The organism is Stenotrophomonas sp. LGBM10 (genome assembly GCF_046736075.1).
Lineage (GTDB): Bacteria > Pseudomonadota > Gammaproteobacteria > Xanthomonadales > Xanthomonadaceae > Stenotrophomonas.
Window position 1 is genome coordinate 4,385,473 of record NZ_CP177163.1, and the last position, 21,443, is coordinate 4,406,915.

At 68.7% G+C, this 21,443-nt stretch carries 19 protein-coding genes; 13 read left to right on the top strand and 6 right to left on the bottom strand.

Translation table 11 applies throughout. From position 1 onward, the window contains the following. Positions 1–40: 40 nt before the first annotated feature. Positions 41–1,972 (top strand): DUF3857 domain-containing protein, encoded by a 1,932-nt coding sequence (locus ACLB90_RS19370; protein WP_411850973.1) that lies wholly within the window; start codon positions 41–43, stop codon positions 1,970–1,972. An 8-nt stretch (positions 1,973–1,980) separates the two neighbouring features. On the opposite strand, the gene ACLB90_RS19375 is transcribed toward ACLB90_RS19370, so the two are convergent. Then, the gene (locus ACLB90_RS19375) at positions 1,981–2,223 is read right to left on the bottom strand and encodes a hypothetical protein (protein ID WP_411850974.1); all 243 of its coding nucleotides are present in this window, start codon (positions 2,221–2,223) and stop codon (positions 1,981–1,983) included. Positions 2,224–2,508: 285 nt separating this feature from the next. On the opposite strand from ACLB90_RS19375, the gene lolA reads away from it, so the two are divergent. The 4 genes from lolA to ACLB90_RS19395 all read left to right on the top strand — a co-directional run bounded on the left by lolA (position 2,509) and on the right by ACLB90_RS19395 (position 5,308). After that, positions 2,509–3,147, top strand: coding sequence for an outer membrane lipoprotein chaperone LolA (lolA, locus tag ACLB90_RS19380; protein ID WP_411850975.1), 639 nt, complete (start codon positions 2,509–2,511; stop codon positions 3,145–3,147). Between the two features lie 96 nt (positions 3,148–3,243). After that, positions 3,244–4,548: a replication-associated recombination protein A gene (locus tag ACLB90_RS19385; protein WP_411850976.1), complete on the top strand. Its 1,305-nt coding sequence runs from the start codon at positions 3,244–3,246 to the stop codon at positions 4,546–4,548. Next, complete coding sequence (gene crcB / locus ACLB90_RS19390) at positions 4,545–4,943, top strand: fluoride efflux transporter CrcB (RefSeq protein WP_411850977.1); 399 nt, start codon at positions 4,545–4,547, stop codon at positions 4,941–4,943. The genes ACLB90_RS19385 and crcB overlap by 4 nt, the downstream gene beginning before the upstream one ends. A 92-nt stretch (positions 4,944–5,035) precedes the next feature. Beyond that, positions 5,036–5,308 (top strand): hypothetical protein, encoded by a 273-nt coding sequence (locus ACLB90_RS19395; RefSeq protein ID WP_038688374.1) that lies wholly within the window; start codon positions 5,036–5,038, stop codon positions 5,306–5,308. Here ACLB90_RS19395 and ACLB90_RS19400 read toward each other — a convergent pair. From ACLB90_RS19400 to ACLB90_RS19415, 4 genes are all read right to left on the bottom strand, one after another. After that, a complete protein-coding gene (locus ACLB90_RS19400) occupies positions 5,253–7,613 on the bottom strand; it encodes an ATP-binding protein (RefSeq protein WP_411850978.1) in 2,361 nt (786 codons plus the stop codon). The genes ACLB90_RS19395 and ACLB90_RS19400 overlap by 56 nt on opposite strands. Further along, complete coding sequence (locus ACLB90_RS19405) at positions 7,610–8,236, bottom strand: response regulator (RefSeq protein ID WP_411850979.1); 627 nt, start codon at positions 8,234–8,236, stop codon at positions 7,610–7,612. Before ACLB90_RS19405 ends, ACLB90_RS19400 begins: the two co-directional genes overlap by 4 nt. Before the next feature lie 210 nt (positions 8,237–8,446). Then, positions 8,447–9,328 (bottom strand): LysR family transcriptional regulator, encoded by an 882-nt coding sequence (locus ACLB90_RS19410; RefSeq protein WP_411850980.1) that lies wholly within the window; start codon positions 9,326–9,328, stop codon positions 8,447–8,449. Positions 9,329–9,392: 64 nt separating this feature from the next. Further along, positions 9,393–10,379: a helix-turn-helix transcriptional regulator gene (locus ACLB90_RS19415; RefSeq protein ID WP_411850981.1), complete on the bottom strand. Its 987-nt coding sequence runs from the start codon at positions 10,377–10,379 to the stop codon at positions 9,393–9,395. Between the two features lie 118 nt (positions 10,380–10,497). Between ACLB90_RS19415 and ACLB90_RS19420 the strand changes: the two genes are divergently transcribed. From ACLB90_RS19420 to ACLB90_RS19430, 3 genes are all read left to right on the top strand, one after another. Further along, the gene (locus ACLB90_RS19420; RefSeq protein ID WP_411850982.1) at positions 10,498–11,103 is read left to right on the top strand and encodes a glutathione S-transferase family protein; all 606 of its coding nucleotides are present in this window, start codon (positions 10,498–10,500) and stop codon (positions 11,101–11,103) included. A gap of 98 nt (positions 11,104–11,201) precedes the next feature. After that, positions 11,202–12,650: an amidohydrolase family protein gene (locus tag ACLB90_RS19425; protein WP_411850983.1), complete on the top strand. Its 1,449-nt coding sequence runs from the start codon at positions 11,202–11,204 to the stop codon at positions 12,648–12,650. 203 nt (positions 12,651–12,853) lie between these two features. After that, entirely contained in the window at positions 12,854–13,045 is a 192-nt protein-coding gene (locus tag ACLB90_RS19430; RefSeq protein ID WP_411850984.1) for a hypothetical protein, read from the top strand. 45 nt (positions 13,046–13,090) lie between these two features. Here the strand turns inward: ACLB90_RS19430 and ACLB90_RS19435 are convergent, their stop codons facing one another. After that, positions 13,091–15,568 (bottom strand): autotransporter outer membrane beta-barrel domain-containing protein, encoded by a 2,478-nt coding sequence (locus ACLB90_RS19435; RefSeq protein ID WP_411850985.1) that lies wholly within the window; start codon positions 15,566–15,568, stop codon positions 13,091–13,093. Positions 15,569–15,881: 313 nt separating this feature from the next. On the opposite strand from ACLB90_RS19435, the gene ACLB90_RS19440 reads away from it, so the two are divergent. From ACLB90_RS19440 to ACLB90_RS19460, 5 genes are all read left to right on the top strand, one after another. Then, entirely contained in the window at positions 15,882–16,901 is a 1,020-nt protein-coding gene (locus ACLB90_RS19440) for an alpha/beta hydrolase (RefSeq protein ID WP_411850986.1), read from the top strand. 173 nt (positions 16,902–17,074) lie between these two features. Further along, positions 17,075–18,403 (top strand): YncE family protein, encoded by a 1,329-nt coding sequence (locus tag ACLB90_RS19445; protein WP_411852803.1) that lies wholly within the window; start codon positions 17,075–17,077, stop codon positions 18,401–18,403. Positions 18,404–18,448: 45 nt separating this feature from the next. Beyond that, positions 18,449–19,492 (top strand): hemin ABC transporter substrate-binding protein, encoded by a 1,044-nt coding sequence (locus ACLB90_RS19450; RefSeq protein WP_411850987.1) that lies wholly within the window; start codon positions 18,449–18,451, stop codon positions 19,490–19,492. Next, the gene (locus tag ACLB90_RS19455) at positions 19,489–20,532 is read left to right on the top strand and encodes a FecCD family ABC transporter permease (RefSeq protein ID WP_411850988.1); all 1,044 of its coding nucleotides are present in this window, start codon (positions 19,489–19,491) and stop codon (positions 20,530–20,532) included. The genes ACLB90_RS19450 and ACLB90_RS19455 overlap by 4 nt, the downstream gene beginning before the upstream one ends. Continuing rightward, positions 20,529–21,299: a heme ABC transporter ATP-binding protein gene (locus ACLB90_RS19460; RefSeq protein WP_411850989.1), complete on the top strand. Its 771-nt coding sequence runs from the start codon at positions 20,529–20,531 to the stop codon at positions 21,297–21,299. The genes ACLB90_RS19455 and ACLB90_RS19460 overlap by 4 nt, the downstream gene beginning before the upstream one ends. Positions 21,300–21,443 lie beyond the last annotated feature (144 nt).

Genomic DNA, 21,443 nt, shown 5'->3' on the forward strand with positions numbered 1-21,443 from the left:
CAGCACGGCGGCGGCCCGGTGGCCGCGAAAGGATTCCGTCATGACCTCCCTGTCGTGGGCAATGTTGGGCCTGCTGGTTGCGCTTTCGTTCCCCGCGGCGGCCGACCAGGTGCCGGCCGCCGCCGCGCCGGTGGCCGGCCAGGATGCCGAGGCCACCACCAATTTCAGCTTCGTGCGCTATCGCGCCGACTACGAGGTGCGTGCCGACGCCGGCAGCACCCAGACCGAGGCGTACGAGGTCCTGCTCAAGACCAAGGCGGCGGTGGAGCAGTTCAGCCAGGTGCGCCTGAGCTACAGCGAGAAGATGGAAACGCTGGATGTGCTGGAGGCGTACACGCTGACGGCCGACGGCCAGCGCCGCGATGTGCCGGCCGACCGCATCTATACCCAGGAAAGCTATTCCAGCGCGGCGGCGGCGATGTATGCCGACCGCAAGGTGCGGGTGGTGGTGTTCCCCAATCTCGCCCCCGGCACGCGCGTGGTCTACCGCACCCGGCGCGTGCAGAACACGCCGTACTTTCCGGGCTACTTTGGCCTGTGGGAGACCTTCAGCGTGTTTACTCAGTACGACGACGCCCGCGTCACTCTGACGGCGCCGGCATCACTGCCGATGCAGGTGCGGCAGCGCGGCGTGCAGGGCAGCCAGGCGCCGGTCATCCGCGACGGCGTCGCGCGCTGGGCGTGGCATTACCGGCGTGCCGAGGCGCTGCAGGCGCAGAACTGGTCGGCGGCGGCCTGGGAGTTCAGCCCCACCATCATGGCCAGCACCTACCAGGACTGGGCGCAGGTGGGGCGCGCCTACCAGGTCAAAGGCGGCGAGGCGGCGGCCGTCACCCCGGGCATCCAGGCGCTGGCCGACCAGCTCACCGCCGGTATCGATGACCGGCGCGGGCAGGCTGCCGCGCTGTACCGCTGGGTGGCGCAGAACATCCGCTACGTCGCCGTGTATCTGGGCAACGGCGGGCTGGAGCCGAACCCGGCGCAGAGCATCCTCGACAACCACTACGGCGACTGCAAGGACCACGTGGTGATCCTGGAGGCGCTGCTGGCCGCACGCGGCATCGACAGCACGCCGGTGCTGATCGGCGCCGGCGGCGGACCCAGCCTGCCGGAGATTCCGTTGCTCGGCCGCTTCAACCACGCCATCACCTACGTGCCCGAGTTCGACCTGTACCTGGACTCGACCACGCCGTACGCGCGTTTCGGCCAGTTGCCGGAGGGGGATCTGGGCGCGCCGGTGCTGCACACCCGCCAGGCGGTGCTGGCGCGCACGCCGGACAACGACGCGCGCCGCAACGGCCTGGCGATGTCGGTGGCGTTCCAGTTCGACCGCCACGGCAACCTGGTCGGGCAGACGCAGCAGGTGCCGGGCGAGGTTGCCGAGATCGGCATGCGTGGCTCGTTCGCACGGCTCAACGCACAGAACCGCACGCGGGTGGAGGAGTCGATCATGGCCGCGTCCGGTTTCGACGGCAGCGGCGCGCTGACCCTGCTGGGCGATCCGCAGGACCTGACCCGGCCGTTCAACTACCGCTACGACTTCAAGGCCGAAGACTACGTGGACTTCAGCGTGGTCGGCGGCATGAAACTGCCCGACGCACCGGGTGGCGAATCGTTCCGCGACCTGTACGCCAACACCTCCGCGCCGCAGAACGCAACGCCGTTCTACTGCAACGACAGCCTGCGCGAGGAAACCTACCGGCTCACGTTCCCGGCGGGCGTGCCGATCGTGGCCATCCCGCGCAGCCAGCAGTTCCACAATGCGGCGGGCGAGTATCAGGTTGACTGGTCGCGCGAGGGCCAGGCCATCCGCGTCCACCACCGCCTGCACCAGCGCGCCGTGCGCGGTGCCGACGCGCTCTGCCAGCCGGAGGACTATCCGGCGTTCCGCGCCCTGTACCAGCAGGTGCGGCGCGGCTTCCGCGGCCAGGTGGTGTATGGCGACCTGGGGACGGTGCAGGCCTCGCCCTGAGCCGCGGCTCAGGCGCCGGCGTGGATCGCGCGCTGGACCGCCGCGACATTGAGCTGGTCGGCGACGCGGGCCATGCACTGGTCCAGTGCGTGGCGGTAGATCGCCGGATCGGCCGGGTCGGTGCGCGTGCCGATGTCGATGGCGATGTCCTCCCACGCGGCACGGATGATGTGGATGTCCGGGCAACCGGCCAGCAACAGCCGCAGGGCGTGGTCCAGGCCGGTGATGTGTCCGCGGAGGGCGTGGAGCATGCGCTCCTGGGCGTCGAGTCGATCGAGGATGTTCTGCACTGCTGGACTGGCGTGATCTGCGGGGCGCGCGGCTGCACGGGGCAGGGCGCGGCGGGCAGGCAGGATGTGTCCGGCAATGCGTATCGTCCATGCAACTTGTTGCGATGCAGCAATCCAGGGGCGCGGCGAGGTGCCGCGGGAAGCGAGACGCCCTTGGCGACACAGCGCATAATGTCGGCCTGATCGCCCATTCAGGATTGGATGGGCACACTGACGCCCATCTCATCCTTACGTTTGGATACCCGCATGCATACCACGCTCCGTCGCTATCTCGTCGCCGCCACCCTGGTCTGCGCCAGCGTGGGTTCGGCCACTGCATGGGCGGGCGCCCGCGACGAGCTCAACCGCTTCACCCAGGGCCTGAAGGGCCTGGATGGCCAGTTCAGCCAGCAGGTGTTCGACAGCAAGGGCAAGGTCAAGGAAACCACCAGTGGCCGTGTGGCGCTGTCCGCCCCGCGCCTGTTCCGTTGGGAATACATCAAGCCGCACGAACAGCTGATCGTGGCCGACGGCAAGAAGGTGTGGGTGTATGAGCCGGACCTGGAGCAGGCCACGGTGCGTGCGCAGGGCCAGGAAGAGCAGAACAGCCCGCTGACCGCGTTGATCAATCCGGCCCTGCTGGATCGCCAGTACGACGTCAGCGAAGAGGCCGCCGCACGCGATGGCCTGCAGTGGCTGTCGCTGACGCCCAAGCGTGAGACCGATACCGCCTTCCAGTACGCCGCGCTCGGTTTCAACGCGCAGGGTCTGGCGCGGATGGAAGTGGTCGACGCGGTGGGCCAGCGCACGGTGATCAGCTTCAGCGGCTGGAAGCGCAACCCGGGCTTCGCCGCCGGCACCTTCAGCTTCACCCCCGCCAAGGGCACCGACGTCATCGGCGAATGACGGTGTGATCCCGGCCCGCCACGGTAGAATGGTGGCGTGGCCAGAAACCGAACGACATTCAATGGCCCCGATCTGCTGACCGTGGATCGGGACAACATGCGGCCGCTCGCCGAGCGGATGCGCCCCCAGACCCTCGACGAAATGGTCGGGCAGAAGCGCCTGCTCGCACCGGGCAGTGCGCTGCGCCGGGCGGTGGAGTCCGGGCACGTCCATTCGATGATCCTGTGGGGCCCGCCCGGCTGCGGCAAAACCACGTTGGCGCTGTTGCTGGCCCACTATGCCGATGCCGAGTTCCGGGCGATCTCCGCCGTGCTGTCCGGCCTGCCGGAAGTGCGGCAGGTACTGGCCGAGGCCGCGCAGCGGTTTGCCGACGGCCGCCGCACGGTTCTGTTCGTCGACGAGGTGCACCGCTTCAACAAGGCGCAGCAGGATGCGTTTCTGCCGCACATCGAGCGCGGCACCATCGTGTTCGTAGGCGCCACCACCGAGAATCCGTCCTTCGAGCTCAACTCGGCATTGCTCTCGCGTTGCCGCGTGCACGTGCTCGAAGCGGTGTCGCCGGCGGATATCGTTGAAGCGCTCGAGCGCGCCCTGCACGACGCGCCGCGTGGTCTCGCCGGCGAGGGGCTGGACGTGTCGGCCGAATCCCTGCTGGAGATCGCCACCGCCGCCGATGGCGACGTGCGCCGTGCCCTGACCCTGCTGGAGATCGCGGCCGAACTGGCCGGTGGCGACGGTGGGCGGATCACGCCGGAGATGCTGCTGCAGGTGCTGGCCGACCGTACCCGCCGCTTCGACAAGGGGGGCGAGCAGTTCTACGACCAGATCTCGGCGCTGCACAAATCGGTGCGCAGCTCCAACCCGGATGCGGCGCTGTACTGGCTGACGCGCATGCTGGACGGTGGCTGCGACCCGTCCTATCTGGCGCGGCGCCTCACCCGCATGGCGATCGAGGACATCGGCCTGGCCGACCCGCGCGCGCAGTCGATGGCGCTGGAAGCCTGGGACATCTACGAACGCCTGGGCAGCCCCGAAGGCGAACTGGCCTTCGCGCAGCTGGTGCTGTACCTGGCCAGCACCGCCAAGTCGAACGCCGGCTATGCCGCCTTCAACCGGGCCCGTCAGGAGGTGCGCGATACCGGCACCCAGGAGGTGCCGCTGCACCTGCGCAACGCGCCGACCAAGCTGATGAAGGAGCTGGGCTACGGCAAGACCTATCAGTACGACCACGACGCCGACGGCGGCATCGCGCTGGACCAGACCGGCTTCCCCGATGCGATGGGCGAGCGGGTGTACTACGAGCCGGTGCCGCGCGGCCTGGAAATCAAGCTGAAGGAAAAGCTCGACCGCCTGCGGGCCGCCCGGGCGGAGGCGCGTGCCGCGAAGGAGGGCGGGCCATGAGTGGTGCCGGGGTCTGGTGGCAGCAGCTGGGGCTGGTGATGGCCGGCGGCGCGCTGGGAGCTGGGCTGCGTTTCCTGGTGGGTGATGCGATGCTGCGCCAGTTCGGCGCCGGCTTCCCGTGGGGCACGCTGACAGTGAACCTGGTGGGCGCGTTCGTGGCCGGCTACGTGATGATCTGGCTGCAGAGTCGCGGCGGCGCGGCGCTTTACTGGCGCGCCTTCCTGATCGTGGGCATCGTTGGTGGGCTGACCACCTTCTCGTCGATGATGCTGGAAAGCCTGCTGTTCGTCCGCGCCGACCGGGGCGCGATGGTCCCGGTGTACCTCGGCATCAGCCTGGCCGGCGGCATGCTGCTGGTGTGGGCGGGCGCGCGGGTCGCCGAGGCATGGCGCTGACGCCGGCCGGATGCAAAAAAAGCGCGCGAAACGCTGGATTAAAGTGATGTCTCACGATATCGTGCGCGCCCCCGTTCGCATCCTCGTCCGTCATGCGCGATGAACAAGACCCCGGCACCCTGGAGCTGATGCTGCCGCGCAAGCGCGGCCGTCCGCCCACGTTCGGCTACGCCATGACCGATGCCCAGCGTGCGGCCCGCTACCGTGCGCGCCGCGCCGGCCAGGCCGATCACGCCGATGTGCGCAGCTGCAGCGACATGGTGCTGCTCGACAAGATCCGCGCGGCGATCAGCAGCAAGGACCCGGAACTCACGGGCTTTCTGGTGCATGTGCTGTGGCAGCGGTACCCGCTTCAGCTGAAGTGATCGCACTGTCGGCCAGCGCCGCGATGCGCGGCTGCAGGTAGCCGCTCAGCCGCGTCGACTCGGCCCACAGCGCCGGGTCATCCGCATCCAGCTCATGCAGGTCGTTGGCGACATCGGCCAGGTCGGGGTGTCCAAGGATGCGCAGCACGCCAGCCAGGCGATGGGCGCGGTAGCGCATCAGCAGCGGCGCGCGGGCGGCGATCGCCTGGTCCAGTGATGCAGCATCGTCCTGCATCGAGGCCGCGTAGCGCGCCAGCAGTGGCGCCTGCATGGGCACGCAGGCTGGCAGGGCCGGCGTACTGTCGGGCAGCTGCAGGGCTGCCAGCAGATCGGACGCATGCAGTGGCTTGCACAGCGCCGCGTCCATGCCCGCGTCCTGGCAGCGCGCCGTGTGGCGGGAAGAGCGGGCTGCCGAGAACGCCACGATCCGGCAGGGCACGCGTGCCAGGCGGCGCTCGATGTCACGCATTGTGGTAGCCACGTGATAGCCGTCAATGTCGGCCAGCCCGCAATCCAGCAGTACGCCGGCGAACGGTGTGATCGCGAACGCGGCCAGCGCCGCGCTGCCTTCGCCGACCGCGGTGACGCGGGCACCGAGCGCGGTCAGCTGCTCGGTGACCACCGCGCGGTTGATCGCGTGATCTTCCACCAGCAACAGTGTGCGCATCGCCAGCGGCAATGGCGTGTCCCGCACCGGTGCCGTGGTGGGGATGTCGTCGGCCAGCGCCACCGGCAGCAGCACGTCGAAGCGGCTGCCCGAGCCCAGCTCGCTGTGCGCAAGAATCTCGCCGCCCAGTGCGCGGGCCAGGTCGCGGCAGATCGACAGACCCAGGCCGGAGCCGCCCAGTGCGTGCGCGTCGTGTGCCTGGGTGAACGCCTCGAACACCCGCGGCAACCGCTCCGGCGCGATACCGATGCCGGTGTCGCTGACGCTCAATCGCAGCTGCGCGCAGGTCGTGGGTTGCTGCAGCGTCAAGGCCACCACGATCCTGCCCTGCTGGGTGAACTTGAGCGCATTGCCGAGCAGGTTGCTCAGCAGCTGGCGAAGGCTGTCGGCGTCGATCACCAAGGCAGGCAGCGGGTCGGGCGTTACGTTCAGCACCAGGGCCACGCCCTTCTGCTCGGCCAGCGGGCGCATCGACACAACGCATTGCGCGACCAGCGCCTGCGCATCGTGGCTGGCCAGTCGCGGCTGGAAGCGCCCGCTGCTCATCCGCGAGTAGTCCAGTGCGTGCCCCAGCAGGCTGCGCAGGCCGGCACCGGCGGCGTTGGCGGCATCCACCAGCTGCCGCTGCGTCGGGTCCAGCCGCGACTGCCCAAGCAGGTCGATGGTGCTGACCAGGGCCTGGCTCGCGTTGCGCACCTCGTGACTCATCACGCCGATGAAGCGGGCCTGGTCGCGTTGTGATCGCAATGCGGTGCGCTGGGCCACATGCAGCCAGGCTGTCGCCACGGCCAGGATCAGGACGGCGAAGACGATGGCGATCAGCGTCCAGCGGAAGTGGTGCAGCACCACCGACGAGGTCGGCGGAATCATATGCGTGGCCTGTGACCAGTGATGCAGCAGCTGGGTGTGCTGCTCAAGGGTGATGGCGGCCATCGCCAGCTCGATGCGCGTCTTGATGTCGCGGTTGCGCTCGTGCATCAGCAGGTGCAGGCTCGCCGGCACCGTGTCGGGCAGCAGCTGGAGCTTCATGCTGCCGGCATAATCGCGGCGCACGATCGGGTGCATCATCGCATCCAGCCCCATGCTCGCATCCACGGCGCCGGCTTCCACTGCCGCCAGCGCCGCGCGCAGATCGGGCAGGGGGACGAGCTGGACGTTGGGGTAGTGCCGGCGCAGCCAGGCCTCGTGCCGGCCGCCGCCGACCAGGCTGATCCGCTGCGTGGTCATCTCTTCCAGCGTCGCCGGTACCGTGGTGCCACGGCGAACGGCCAGTACCGCACGGCCACGGTAGTAGGAGCGGGAGAGCAGCAGGTCGCTGCAGGGTGCGGCATCGAGCGGTCCCACCAGCAGCATCACATCGGCCGAGCCGGTGCAGATGGCCTGTACCGCGCTGTCGAAATCCGCGTGCGGCTGTTCAATGAAGCGCAGGCCGGTGTGGGCGGCCACCAGGTGGGCGTAGCCATCGGCAAGGTTGGCATGCCGGGCAGGGGCATCGGGTACGGACAGGATGTTGCGTTGCGCCGGATCGACCGCCACCGCCACGTCGCGCGGGCCGTCCGCGGACGCTGGATCGCGCGCCTCGGGTGAGCACCCTGCTGACAGCGCCAGCAGGATCCACCAGGCGCGCGTCGGTTTCACAGGTAGCCCAGCTGGTGCCGCAGGGTGAACAGGTCGCCGTCGCTGCGCAGGCCAAGCTTGCGGAACGCCGCCTGCTTCTGGGTGCTGATGGTTTTGATGCTGCGGTGGCGCTTGCGTGCGATCTCCGACACCGTCATCCCGGTCATGCACAGCTGCAGGACTTCGCGCTCGGCATTGGACAGGTGGCTCTCGTCCGGCTCGGCGCCGTATTCGGGTGGGATGTAGGTTTCGCCCTGGGCGACCTGCACGATGGCCCGCGCAAGTTCGTCCAGGCGGTCGTTCTTGGTCACCACGCCGTTGGCGCCGGCATGCATCGCGCTGCTGATGATGACCCGGTTGACGTGTGCGGAGAACATCAGCACGCCCAGCCGTGGATGGCGTTGCCGGATCTGCCGGACCAGTGCCAGCCCCTCGATATCGTTGGCCGACAGCGCATAGTCGACGATGGCGATATCCACGGGCTGACTGGCCAGCGTGGCCAGCAGTGCGCTGCTGTGACCGTGGCTGCCGACGACGTTGAACCGCCAGTCGTTGGAGAGGTGGATGCGGGTGCCGTGGCGGACGACCTCGTGATCGTCCAGTAGGGCGATCTTCAGTGAGGTGTCGGTGGGGTGTCCGTTCATGCGATCAGGATGTCGTTGGACAAGGGGGTCGCGCGATCAGGGAGGTGACACATTCTCCCTTTTCCACCCGTTCTCCGAGATGCCCGATGGCGACTTTAGGACGATTCCTATGTACTGAAAGGGAAGTCCGTCACTGTCCCGGTGCCTGCGCCTTGTGCAGACAGTGTTTGGCATCTGCACCCATCGAAAATGTGCAGACGCGTCATTGAATCAGCGTGAAGGGCGTTCGAGCAGGCGCGACAGGCGGGCGGCCAGCGCCAGCACCATCGGCTCGGCGGCGGGACGGTGCAGCATGGCGATCTCGATGCTGTCCACTGGCGGCAACCCATGCCGTGCGGAGAGCGCGATGTGTTCGCGGGTCATCGCCCGCGCCGGCAGCAGGCTGATGCCCATGCCATCGGCGACCGCGCCCTGGATGCCGCCCAGGCTGGAACTGGTGAAGGCGATGCGCCAGCGCCGGCCCAGCGCCTCGACGGCGTCGATCAGCTCGTCGCGATAGAGGCCGCGCGGCGGGAAGGTCACCAGCGGTACCGGGTCCTGCGCGAAGCAGGGGCTGCGGGCGCTGTCCACCCAGCGCATCGTCTCGGGCCAGCAGGCGACGGCGGCGCGGGCGTGGCGGCGTTGCTTGATCAGGACCAGGTCCAGTTCGCCGTGGTCGTAGCCGTTGGCCAGGTCGCGGCTCAGGCCGCTGGTCACTTCCAGCTTCACCTGCGGGTGTTTGCGGTTGAAGGCCCCCAGCAGCTGGGTGACGCGCGCGTTGACGAAGTCTTCCGGCATGCCGAGGCGCACGGTGACGGCGACTGTTGCGCCGGCCAGCGCTTCGACCAGTTGCTCGTTGAGTGCGAGCATCTGCCGCGCATGGGCGAGCAGGGTCTGGCCGGCATCGGTGGGGTGAACGTCGCGATTGGCTCGGATCAGCAGCGTATGCCCGGCCATGTCTTCCAGCCGGCGGATCTGCTGGCTCACCGTCGACTGGGTGGAGTGAAGGCGCGCCGCAGCGGTGGTGAAGCTGCCGCAGTCGGCGACCGTGACGATCGCACGCAACAGGTCCAGGTCGAACAGCGTCCGATTTGGTTTTGCACTGGCGGGCATGGTGGCATCCATTATCGGCATGGCGATGCGTGCCAGTATGAGGGCTGCCCGCCGGCAAATGCGGTCACGGCAAAGGGCCTGCAGCGGCCGCGTCCCGCGCCAGGCTGCGGGACACCCGTGCCCCTGCGTCGCGCAGGCGCTCGCGCAGCGCGGGCGGGCCGACCACCTCGAACTCCACTTCCAGGGCGAGCAGCCAGTACACCACGGCGCCCATCGGGTGCGCGGTACAGCGCAGCAGGCAGCGCTGCGCATCTACCGCTTCCAGCGCGCCGGCCGATACCGGGATGCATTGCCGCATCGCCTCCATCGGCGCGTGCAGGATCACCTCGGCGCCATCGCCGCGGCCGCCCAGCGACAGCGCGCGGTCGACGAAGGCGCGCAGATCGCCATCGTCCGGGCCGGGGCGGGGGCGGAAGTGTGCACCGACGGCCGGCGCCGTGGTGATGCGGTCGATGCGGAACGTGCGCCAGTCGGTGCGGGCGGTGTCCCAGGCGACCAGGTACCAGCGGCGTTCGGCATTGACCACGCCATGCGGTTCAACGCAGCGATGGCTGGGCTGGCCTTTCTGGTCGGCGTAGTCGAAGTGCACGTGCAGCTGGTCGCGGCATGCGCCCGCCAGGGTGGCCAGCAGTGCCGCGTCGACCACGGGGCCGCGCTGGTCCAGCGGCAGGATGGTGGCGCGCAGCGCATCCAGGCGGCGGCGCAGTCGTGGCGGCATCACCTGTTCGAGCTTGACCAGTGCGGTGATCGCGGTCTGTTCGATGCCGCTGATGGTGCCGGTCACGGCCGTGCGCAGGGCCAGGGCGGCGGCCAGTGCCTCCTCGTCATCCAGCAGTACCGGCGGGAGTGCGCGGCCGGCACGGAACGCATAGCCCCCGGCGACGCCGCTGCTGGCCTGGATCGGATAGCCGAGCGCGCGCAGGCGGTCGATGTCGCGGCGCAGGGTGCGCGGGTGCACCGTCATGACCTCGGCGAGGCCTGCGCCGGTCCAGTGCGGGCGGGATTGCAGCAGCGCGAGCAGGCGCAGCAGGCGGGCGGACGTGGTGAGCATGGGGGCAGGGTGCCGCCTATCGAGGACAGAAGCTGTCCGCAATGGTGGCTAGCCTGTGTTGGCGGTGCAAGCCCTTCGGTGGCGCACCTTCCACCCGTCCCTGACCCAGGAGTTTTCCATGTCCCTTGTCTTCTATTGGCACCCCATGTCCAGCGCCACCCCCGTGGCCTGCGCGCTGGCCGAGCTGGAGGTGCCGCACGACCGCGTGCGCATCGACATCCGCAACGGCGAGCAGCGCACGCCGGAGTACCTGGCGATCAATCCCAACGGCAAGGTGCCGTGCCTGGTGGTGGACGGCACCCCGATCTTTGAGGGGCTGGCCATCCACCTGTGGCTGGGCGCGCGCTTCGGTGTGGCCAAGGGGTTGTGGCCGGCCGAGGACACGCCGGAGCGCCTGCAGGCGATGTCCTGGTGCGCATGGGCCTACGTGACCTACATGGCGACCCTCCACGGGCTGCGGCTGGCGACGATGGATGGCCCGCTGCGCAGTGCCGACCACGCGGCCGCAGCGCTGCAGGATGCGCGGCACCTGCTCGACATCCTCGATGCGCGCCTGGCGGCGCAGCCGTGGATGCTCGGCCCGGCCTACTCGCTGGTGGATCTGGTAGTGGCCCAGGTCGTCGGCTACGGCACGTACGAGGGGGCTTCGGTGGACGCGCATCCGCATGTGCAGGCCTGGCTGGCGCAGGTGCAGGCGCGCCCGGCGATGCAGGGCGAGGCATGAGCCCAGTGGGTCGCTGAATATGCAGTAGTGCAAAATTTAACTGGTGAATGGTCTCCCCGGCGCTTTAAGGTGCCGGGGAGTCTTCTTTTCCGGTTGCCATGAACGTCACTCTCCGCCTTGCCCTGCCTGTCCTGCTCACGCTGTCCGCTCCCGCCATCGCGGCCGAACATGCCGACCTGATGATCCAGCACGCCACCATCGTGGACGTCGAACACGGCCGCACGATTCCCGGCCAGAGCGTGGTGGTGCGCGGCGATGACATCGTGGCGGTCGGTGAGGACCGTGCCATCGCCAAGGCCTGGTCGGCGTCGCGCCGCATCGAGGGCAGGGGGCGCTACCTGATTCCTGGCCTGTGGGACATGCACGTGCATTTTGGTGGCGGTCCGGCGCTGATCGAAGAGAACAAGGCGCTCCTGCCGCTGTACATCGCGCACGGCATCACCACCGTGCGCGATGCCTCCGGCGATCTGCCGGAGCAGGTGCTGGCGTGGCGCGGGCAGATCCGCCGTGGCGAACTGGCCGGCCCGCAGCTGTTCACCTCCGGTGCCAAGATCGAAGGCATCAAGCCGGTCTGGAAGGGCACGATCGAGGTGGGCAGCCAGGCCGACCTGGATGCCGCGTTCGTGCGGCTCAAGCGCGACCAGGTCGATTTCGTGAAGATCACCGACAGCACGCTGACGCCCGAGCTGTTCCTGGCGGCCGTGCGCGGCGCGCGTGCCAATGGACTGCGTGCATCGGGCCATATCCCGATGGCACTGACCGTGCAGCAGGCGGTGGATGCCGGGATCAGCTCGATCGAGCACCTCGACTATGCGTACAAGGCAGGGGTCAAGGACGAAGCGGCCATCGCGGCCGACTTCGCCGCCAAGCGCATCGACCGTGCCGAAGCCAACCGCCGGCTCGACGCCGGATTCGATCGCGACACCGCGATGGCGGCGTATCGCGGTTTCGCCGCCAAGGGCGTGTATGTCACCCCGACGCTCAACGGTGGGCGCATTCTCGATTTCCTCGATCAGGACGATCACGCGCACGATCCGTACCTGGCCTACATCGGTCCGAAGCTGCAGGCCACCTACGCCTGGCGCGTGGAACGTGCGGCCAAGGCAACGCCGGCGCAGATCGACGCGCGCCATCGCGAGTACCACCAGGTTGCCGCCGTGCTGCCGATGTTGCAGCAGGCGGGCGTGACCATCATGGCCGGTACCGATGCCGGCTTCCTCAACTCGTTCAACTATCCGGGCATCGGGCTGCACGAGGAACTGGCGCTGTTCGTCAAGGAAGGGTTGACCCCGACGCAGGCGCTCTCCGCGGCCACCCGTGCCGGTCCGGCGTGGTTCGGCACGCTGGACCGCTATGGTGGCGTGGTGGCAGGCAAGGCGGCCGACCTGGTACTGCTGGACCGCAACCCGCTGGACGACATCGCCGCGACGCGATCGATCAATGCCGTGGTGCTGCGTGGCCAGGTGTACGACCGCAAGGCGCTGGATGCACTGCTCGCCGACGTGCGTGCCAAGGTGGCGGCATGGAAGACGGACGCGGCGGAATAGCGCGTCGGCTGCACTGAAGGTGTTGCGGCACCGTGACGCCTCCACGTCACCACGTGAAGGTGCGCGCACTGCGTTCTGAACTGTTTACGCACATGCCGGCGGCGTCTACGCCGCGACGCCACAACCCACGCGCCAGTAACGCAGCGCACCCTACGGTGGATTCACCGGCATCACATCCGATGCCGGGCACTGGAGGCAGCATCATGGCGAACCAACAGAATCCGCAGCAGAACCAGCAGCAGAATCCGCAGGAGCAGAAGCGCCCGCAGGAGCAGCAGGGCCAGCAGAACCAGCAGGACCGCGACGCGCCGGGTAAAGGCCAGCAGCAACAGGAGCAGGCCGACCAGAAGCGCGAACGTGGCGGTCAGCAGGGTGGGCAGGACGCCGAAGAATAGCGCCCGACGCCGACTGGAGCGCGTGCGCGCTCCGGCCGGCCACGGTCACCACGCCGCCCGCAGGCCAATCTGCGCGGCGGCATCGCGATAGCCGTTGTTGCCCCGCTGAACCCGCAGATCGCCCCAGGCCAGCCAGCGCTGGCCGAGCTGGAGCTGCGCGCCGGCCTGGGCTTCATAGCGGCTGTCGGGAAGATCGGCATCCAGACGCTCGGCATTGAAGCGCAGGACTTCGGCCCGGGAGCTGTGCAGCCAGTTCACCGCGAGGAATGGCTGGACGCGGTTACCCGGCCCGTTCCGGTTGCCGAACAGGCGCAGCCCCACCCGGGTCTGCAGGCCGCCGGCGGTATCGTCTTCGACGAGAGTGCCATTGGCTTCCTGCACACGATCGCTGGTGATATCGGTGTAGACCAGCTGCACCTGCGGCTGCAGGTACAGCGCGCCCTGATCCGAACCGTGCAGGCGCCACGCGTAGCCAGCTTCCAGCGATGCGCTGCGGCTTCGCGCATCGTAGGTTTCCCTGGCCAGGCTTTCACCCTGCACCTCGTTGTCGAAGCGCGCGTATTGCGCCCACGCATCCACATGCGCGCCCTGGCTGCTGTCGCTGTCCTGTACCCAGCCCAGATACAGGCCGGCCGCGTCGCCGCGAACCTTGCCGCGGGTACGGTAGCCGGACAGCAGTGAGCGTGCCTCGGTGCGCGCCTGCCCCGTGGCCAGCATCAGCCCAACCTGGCCTCGCCCCCCTTGGCCCCAGCGCCACAGGTCGGTACCCACGTGCACTGCATCGGTGTGGGTGGTGGTGTCCACCTGGCCGGCGATGGTGGCCTGCAGTTGGTCGCGCGTAGCCCGGATCCAGGTGCCGTTGCTTTCCCCATCCAGGCCCGGGGCGCCGCGGTCGTGGCGACGCAGCTGGAACATCTGTACGGCCGCCGCCTGATTGGCGAGATAAGCCCCCGGTTCGGGCCGCAGCACCGGAACGGGATCGACCGGGTCAGGGTCAACCGGTTCAACCGGATCAATCGGGTCCACCGGATCCACCGGGATCACCGGATCAACTGGATCAACCGGATCCACCGGATCAACGGGTATCACCGGTACGCAGCCCGGCGCATCCGGGTTGATGTCGCAGGGATTGCCGGTGTAGGTCGAGCGCAGGTACCAGTTGCCATTTGCCGGGGCGGCATCGGTGCCCTTGTGCAGGAAGTACTCGTACATGCCCCCAATGGCACGCCCCTGCAGGACAAAGCGACCATTGGAGGCGCCTTCGACCCGTACCAGGCGTATGCCTCTGACGGTCTGCGCGCCGGCACCGTTGATGTTGGTGACAGCAACCTGTGTGGTGCCGCTGGTTGCACCGGTGACGCGCAGCGTGGACGTGTCGGCCGCATCGTCGGCAAGCACCGTGTTGAAATGCAGCGTTCCCCCCTGGCCCAAGTAGTTGCCGCTGACAGTGAGGTGTGAGAACTGGCCCGCTCCGCCGAGAAGGATGTCACTGCCCGCGCCCAGCGTGAGGTTGCCCGTGTTGCTGTTCCCGCCAAGGGTCCAGCGGCCGCCCTGGTCGACGATGACGTCTGCGGCCCCCCGCACGCGGCCCTTCAGCTGCAGCCCGTCCAGAAAGCGCAGGATGGCGTTGCCGGCGGCGGCATCCATGACGAAATCGCCCGACAGTGTGCTGGTGCGGGCGGTGAAGTCGAGCTGTCCGTTGGCGGCCACCTCGACCAGGTTGCCGTTGCCGCCCAGCAGTGTTGCGCCGTTCTGTACTGTGATGCGCGCCAGTTCCGGCGTGAGGACCGGGTTGACCCGGATGGCGCTGCCCGTCTGTCCCTGCACGGTGCTGCCATCCACGAGGACGTACCAGTCGTCGGGCGTGGAATTGATGGGCTGGCCGCTCGCCGTGACCGTCATCAGCAGGCCGTTGGTGCCGCCGATGACCCTGGAGCCCGCGCGGAACTCGGCGGAGCCTGCAATGGCGCGGGCCCCATTGACGCCGCCGGTCAGCGTGCTGCCCTGCACGTTGATGATTCCTCCGGCCGCGAACTGCAGTCCGCCGGTTGCTCCGGTGATCTGGCTGTCGATGAGGGTGAGGGCGCTTCTGGGGGCGTCCGCAGGGCCGTTCGCGAGGCCGTGGGTGATGGTGGCATAGCCACTGGCGCCGGGGCCGGCGTCGACGGTGTTGATGACCGAATTCCGCACCGTCACCGTGGCATGAAACGACGCTACCCGGCCACTGGCAGTGGCTCCATCGAGGGTCACGACCGCGCCGCTGCCGTTGTCGGTCTGGATTGCACCGACGCGTGCGCCACGAACGTTGAGGGTGCCGAGCACGCTGAAGTCGCGCCCTTCATTCGCGCTTCCCGGTACCAGCGTGACGGTTTGGCCGGGTCGTATGACCACCGTCTGCGCGGCGGCGTGGTGCGCGAACAGCAGGCTGACGGCAATGCCCGAGGCGAGCGCGGACCATCCGCGCAACAGGCGAGGGTGTCGGGCGAGGGTGTGTGTGACGTAACCCGGGTGCGCGAGTGCCATGACGGGCTCCTGGTGACAAGAACGACCGATGCATAGTTGCGTTGGCGAGTCTGTGTCGCTGCTAGCCGCGCCTGGGATGCTGTGCCGCTTCGCTTCAATGCGAGGTCTGACACGCGCCCCGAGCCCCCCGGGTAGTGGCGCGACTAATGCGCGTCGATGCGTGATGGAAGGGTGAATAGGGCATGACGCCTGCATGTAGACCACATCGATGACAGTGATACCCATTCGCATTTACGTTACACTGGCGTGATGAGCGTCCGCTCGCGCTTTACGGCGGGCGGGTCGATCCGCGCCCTTGAACGAGTGTTTTATCGTGCCCAGAACCCTGATTGCTCCGTTTGCTGCATGGCGTCGCATTGCTGTACTGGCGCTCGCCTCGGGTGTGTTGGTTTCGACTCCCGTCGCCGCCCAGCAGCGCAATCCGCTGCAGACGGTCGGCCACACCGTGTTGGACGAACCGGCGCAGAGCTATCGTTTCGAGCGTTTCGTGATCGACAGTCCCGACCACGCGCGCCGCTGGCGGGTCAATCTGGGCGTGCCGACACGGCCCGCGTCCACGCCGGCACCGGTGCTCTACATGCTCGACGGCAATGCGGCGGCGATGGTGTTCGACCAGGGCATGCTCACCGAACTAGCGGCCGGCAAGGCGCCGGTGCTGGTGTTCATCGGCTACGACAATGACCTGCGCATCGACTCGCCATCGCGCACGCTTGATTACACGGCCTGGGTCGATACGGCCGACGACGAGAATGGCGTCGCGCAGTCCAGCGGCGGCGGTGCGGCGGTGTTCAATGACGTGATCGAACAGCGCATCAAGCCGGAGGTGCAGCGCCGCACGCGCATCGATGTGCGACAGCAGTCGCTGTGGGGCCATTCGCTGGGCGGCCTGTTCGTGCTCAGTACGCTGTACACCCAGCCGACCGCCTTCCAGCACTACATCAGCGCCAGTCCGTCCCTGTGGTGGAGCCAGGGCGCGCCGCAGGCCGGCATGGAACAGCAGTTCGTCAAACACTACACCGGCACGCCGGCGCAGCTCACCCTGATGCTGGGCGGCGACGAGCGCAGCGGCAACCGCGGTGTGCGCGATCTCACCAACCCCCGTGTGGTGGCGCACCTGCGCCGCATCGGCGGGGCCACGCCGGACGCCGCCTACCAGTTGAGTGAGCGCCTGGCGGACGTGCGCGGCCTGACGGTGGATTACCGCGAGTTCCCCGGCCTGGGCCACGGCCCGATGCTGCCTGCGTCGCTGAAGGCCACGCTCAGCGCGCTGTACGGCATCGCCGACCGCAGCAACGTACCCGCGGCTACACCCGCGCCGAACGCCGACGACTGATTTTTCCCTACCCAGGCAGACCCGTGGCCCCGTGCCACCGCCGCAACGGATCGCGGCCACGCCGAGGCAATCCCTGTGACAACGCGCCGGATGCGCGCCCCCAACAGAAGGCTTCTGCTATGAACAAACTCAATTCCCTGCCGCGCTTCGCCACCCTGGCGCTTGCGCTGTCGATGGCAACCAGCAGCGCATTCGCGCAGCCGGTGTTCGATACCCCGGCCAATGGCTTCCGTGGCCAGGTCAGCAGCCGCGGCGAAAACGTGGTGCCGGGCACCCAGGCCGAAGTGACCGGCCGGCAGTTCGTGCCGGGCCAGCAGGTGACCCTGCTGCGTGGCGACACCGTGCTCAACGCCACCCCGTACGTGGTCGATGAGCAGGGCAACTTCAAGGCCACCGTCGCCATTCCGGCCGACGCAGTGCCGGGCCAGCACCCGGTGGTGGTGCGCGCCAGCCAGCCCGATGCGGCGGCCGTGCTGTCGCTGCGGGTGTCGCCGAACCTGCCGTTGAGCGGCCAGCAGTCGTTCAACCAGGCCTCGGCGAAGCTGGTGCAGGGCCTGTACCAGAGCGCCTACAGTGCGGCCAGCAACGCCGTGTTCGTCACCTCGGCCGTTGGCCGTCCGCCGGTGACCCAGTCGCAGCTGCTCAAGGTGGACCCGAAGAGCCTGAAGGTGATCAAGGCGATCACCCCGGCGCAGGTGCCTGACGCCAAGGGCGGCAGCGTGTTCGCCGTATACGGCGTGGGCGTGGACGATGCCAACGGCAATGTGTGGGTCACCAACACCCGCCAGGACACCGTGGCCGTGTACCGCCAGTCGGACCTGGGCCTGGTCCACCAGTTCCCGGTGGGCACCGTGCCGCACGCCCGCGACGTGGTCGTGGATGCCAAGCGCGGCAAGGTGATTGCCTCGGCCACTGGCGAAGACCATCTGTCGGTGTTCGACGCGAAAACGTTCAAGGCGCTGGAGCCGATCACCCTGGCGTCGGGCGTGGACGACGAGAAGTTCGTACCGATGAGCCTGACCCTCGATGAGGCCAGCGGCAAGCTGTTCACCGTGAGCATCGGCACCCCGGAAGCGGCCGTTATCGACGTCGCCAGCGGCAAGGTGGACAAGGTCATCGCGCTGGGCAATTCGATCAGCGCGTCCGGTGTTGCCTACGACGCCAGCCACGATCGCCTGTTCGTGGCGTCGCAGGGTACCGACAACCTGCTGATCGTCGATGTCGCCAGCGGCAAGGTGCTGCACGATGTCGCGGTGGGCGCGGGCGCGCTGAACGTGGCATTCGAGCCGGTCTCCGGCCTGGCCTACGTGACCAACCGCGGCGCCGGTACGGTGACTGTGGTCAACGGTGACGGCAAGATCGTCGGCAACCTCGATGGCGGCACCTTCCCCAACCATGTCCGGGCGGACGGCAAGGGCAACGTGTTCGCCGTGAACAAGTCGCGTGGCGCGGAAGACCCGAAGGGCGACCGCATCACGCGCCTTGCTCTGCGCAAGCCGTAACTACCGTGCAGGGCGGCCGCCGGTCGCCCTGCCGAAGGAGCAATGATGAAAACGATGGTTTCCGTGCGGCTGCTGCCGCTTGCGATGGCGATGGCGGTCGCGTTGACGGCCTGTGGTGGAACGACACCGCCGCCGGCGGCCGGGAGTGACGCGGCTGCGCCGCAGGCCGCCGCCGATGCCACCGCCTTGCCGGCGGGCTGGGCGCGTGTGGATGGCGGTGCGCTGCCGGCCCTGGTTGGGCAGGTCGCCGTGTTGCCGGCCAAGGTGCAGTCCGACGATGGTGCAGAGGTCGAGGTTGATGACACAAGTCGGATCATTGTGGGTGGCGATGACGTGATCGCGGTGTTGGATGCGCTGGGACTCGGCAAGCAGGTGTTCGCTGCGCCGAAGAACACCACCACGGCCAGCGGCCGTGCCGCCCCGCATCAGTTCCTGTTCAATCGCACCACGGGTGTGGAGGGCGTGCTGAGCCTGCAGGGCTCGCTGTTCCTGGGCAACAGCCTGCGCCGCCATACGGAACTGGCGCAGAAGCTGCGTGCCGTTGGCGAACCGGCGGTGGTGGTTGACGACCTGCAGCCGGCACCGGACAAGGTGCGCAAGATCGCCGCCGCCGTCGGCCTGGCCGACGCGGGCGTGCAGCTGGCTGGCCAGGTGCAGCAGCAGCTGGACGAGGCTGCCGCCATCGGCAAGGCCAGCGGGCGTGCAGCGCGGGTGATCCATGTCTCGGCCACCGGTGCCGGCGGCGCGCCGACCGTGGCCGGTGCGGACAGCGCGTCGGCGAAGCTGATCGCAGTGGCCGGCGGCGTCAACATCGGCACCGAAGCGGGTGTGGCGAACTACTCGGCATTGAGCAACGAAGGCGTGGTCGCGGCGGCACCGGAGGTGATCCTGGTGACCGAGCACGATCTGGCGCTGTTCGGCGGGGCCGACGGGCTGTGGAAGGCCTATCCCACCCTCAAGCAGACCCCGGCCGGGCAGGCCAACCGCGTCTGGGTCATGCCCGACGTCCAGCTCAAGTACGCCAGCGTCGGGTCCGGCGTGGGCGCGCTTGCGCTGGCCAAGGCGCTGGCGGCGCTGCCGCCGGCATGAGTCCTGCCGACCGCCGCCGTCGCCGGGGCCGCGGCATGCTGCTGCTGGCTGCGGGGGCGCTGCTGCTGGCGGTGCTCGCGTCGTTCGCGGTCGGGCCGCTGCGCCTGCCACCGCTGGAGGTGGTGCAGGCGCTTGGGGTGAAGCTGGGGCTGCTGGCCCCGGACTCGGTCAGCGCCCGCGACCTTGCGGTGGTCTGGCAGCTGCGCATTCCGCGCGCGTTGCTGGGCGCGATGGTCGGCGCGGCGCTGGCGATGGCCGGTGCCAGTCTGCAGGGTCTGTTTGGCAACCCGCTGGCCGATCCGGGCATCGTCGGCGTCAGCCAGGGGGCGGCGCTGGGTGCGGTGGCTGCCATCGTGCTGGGCGCGGCCGGAGCGGCCGGGTGGATCGTGCCGGTGGCGGCATTCGTTGGCGGCGCACTGGCCATCGGCCTGACCTACGCGTTGGCGCGGCCGGGCAAGGGCAGTGGCAATGCCACGTTGTTGCTGGTGGGCATCGCAATGGCGGCGTTCTGCTCGGCGCTGATCGGCTTCCTCACCTATATCGCCAGTGAAAGCGAGCTGCAGTCGCTGGTGTTCTGGCAGATGGGGTCGCTGGCGCGCGCGAGCTGGGCCGATGTGGTGGCGGTGGTGCCGTTCTTCGCGGTCGGCGCACTGGCGCTGCAGCGCCTGTCCACGCCGTTGGACATGCTGGCGCTGGGCGAGCGCCAGGCGCAGCACCTGGGCCTGGATGTGGCGCGTACGCGGCGACGTCTGGTGGCCTTCAGCGCGCTACTCGTGGGCGCTGCGGTGGCCTTCGCCGGGTCGGTGAGTTTCGTTGGGCTGGTGGTGCCGCATGTGGCGCGGATGCTGGTCGGTCCCGGGCATCGCTGGTTGCTGCCGGTGTCCGGCATCCTGGGCGCGGTGCTGATCGTGATCGCCGATACCGCCGCGCGCACGCTCGACCCGCCGGCGGAGATTCCGCTTGGTCTGTTCTCGGCGGCGCTGGGCGCACCGTTCTTCCTGTGGCTGGTGCTGCAGCAGCGCCGCAAGGACACGCCATGAGCGCGTTGCTTCAGCTGCGCGGGGTGATCGTGCGTCGCCAGCAGCGCGAGATCCTGCATGGCATCGCGCTGGAATTCGTGCCGGGCACGGTGACCGCACTGGTGGGGCCGAACGGGGCAGGCAAGTCCACGCTGCTGGCGGTGGTGGCGGGCGATCTGCGTCCCGACGTTGGCGAGGTGCTGCTGCAGGGGCAGCCCCTGGCCACCTACACCGCTGGCGCACTGGCCCGCGAGCGTGCCGTGATGCCGCAGGAACATGGCGTGCGCTTCGCCTTCAGCGTCGAGGAAGTGGTGGCGATGGGGCGTCTGCCGCATCCGCCGGATCCGGTCGTGGACGATGCGCAGGTGGAGCAGGCGATCGACGCGGCGGAACTGCAGGCGCTGCGTCAGCGCGAGGTGCAGCAGTTGTCCGGCGGCGAATCGGCGCGCACCACCTTTGCGCGCGTCCTGGCCCAGCAGACCCCGTTGCTGCTGCTGGACGAGCCCACTGCCGCACTGGATCTGCGCCATCAGGAGCGCACGCTGCGCAGCGTGCGCGCCCTGGCCGATGCGGGTGCGTGCGTGATCGTGGTACTGCACGACCTCAACCTGGCAGCCGGCCATGCCGACCGCATCGTGCTGCTGGAGCAGGGCAGGGTGGCGGCCGATGGCACGCCGGCCGAGGTGCTGACCGAAGACATGCTGGGCCGCGTCTACCAGCAGCCGGTCATCGTGCTGCAGCACCCGCAGCGTGGCGTGCCCCTGGTCGTAGTGGCCGACCCCGCGTAACCGCGCAGAGCAGCCGACCAACGGTCGGCTCGGCATTCCCGTAGAGCCGGGCTCTGCCCGGCTGCGGCCACTGATACACCATCACCATCCAAGGCAGCCGACCAGAGGTCGGCTCTACCAATGTGACGCACCATCACCGTCCAA